At 60.5% G+C, this 759-nt stretch carries 1 pseudogene; it reads left to right on the top strand.

Features of this window, described 5'->3' with window-relative positions:
- Window positions 1-759 (top strand): annotated as a pseudogene (locus tag IEV53_RS14740) (hypothetical protein); the annotation flags it as partial.

Genomic DNA, 759 nt, shown 5'->3' with positions numbered 1-759 from the left:
CACGAATAGTGGCTGGCAGGATGTCGGCCTCAATTCATTTGACGGATTGTATGGCGGCGGTATCGCCTCAGGCTCTGTCCTTGTGAGCGGAGGCAAGCAGTTTGTCAGTGGCGGTACGGCCCTGACAACCATGATCTCTGCAGGTGGCACCCAGACGGTCATGCTGCGAGGCGTGACCTCGGGCACGATTACGGCTTCTGGCGGTACGATGGCTGTGCTTTCTGGTGGCACAGCCTTCAATGCCAGTGCAGTGACCGGTGCGGTGGCGACGGTGTCGCAAGGCGGCACGGCTGCTGCTTCCGGAGGTGTTGCCTCAGGAATTGTCATCCTGAGCGGTGGGTCAGCTCTTGGTCTTGGCAATGGCCGGATGACGGGCTTTACAGTGCAGGGCGGTGGCCAGGCTGTTGTCTCATCCGGTGGCACCATGGATAACAGTGTGTTGTCCCTGGGCGGACAGGCGCGGATTCAGTCCGGCGGCACGGCATCACAGCTGACAGCCATAGGTAATGGCTGGTGGGGTACTGGTGCTGGTGCCGTTTTGGTAGGGTCTGGGGGCACTGCGCTCAACACTGTCTTGTCGGGTGCCTATCAGGCGGTCCAGGGGCAGGGCGCCTATACGGAAAATACGCTGGTCACGAATAGTGGCTGGCAGGATGTCGGCCTCAATTCATTTGACGGATTGTATGGCGGCGGTATCGCCTCAGGCTCTGTCCTTGTGAGCGGAGGCAAGCAGTTTGTCAGTGGCGGTACGGCCCTGAC

The sequence above is a fragment of the Asaia siamensis genome (assembly GCF_014635085.1).
Classification (GTDB): domain Bacteria; phylum Pseudomonadota; class Alphaproteobacteria; order Acetobacterales; family Acetobacteraceae; genus Asaia; species Asaia siamensis.
This window is presented reverse-complemented; position numbering and strand designations above follow the sequence as displayed.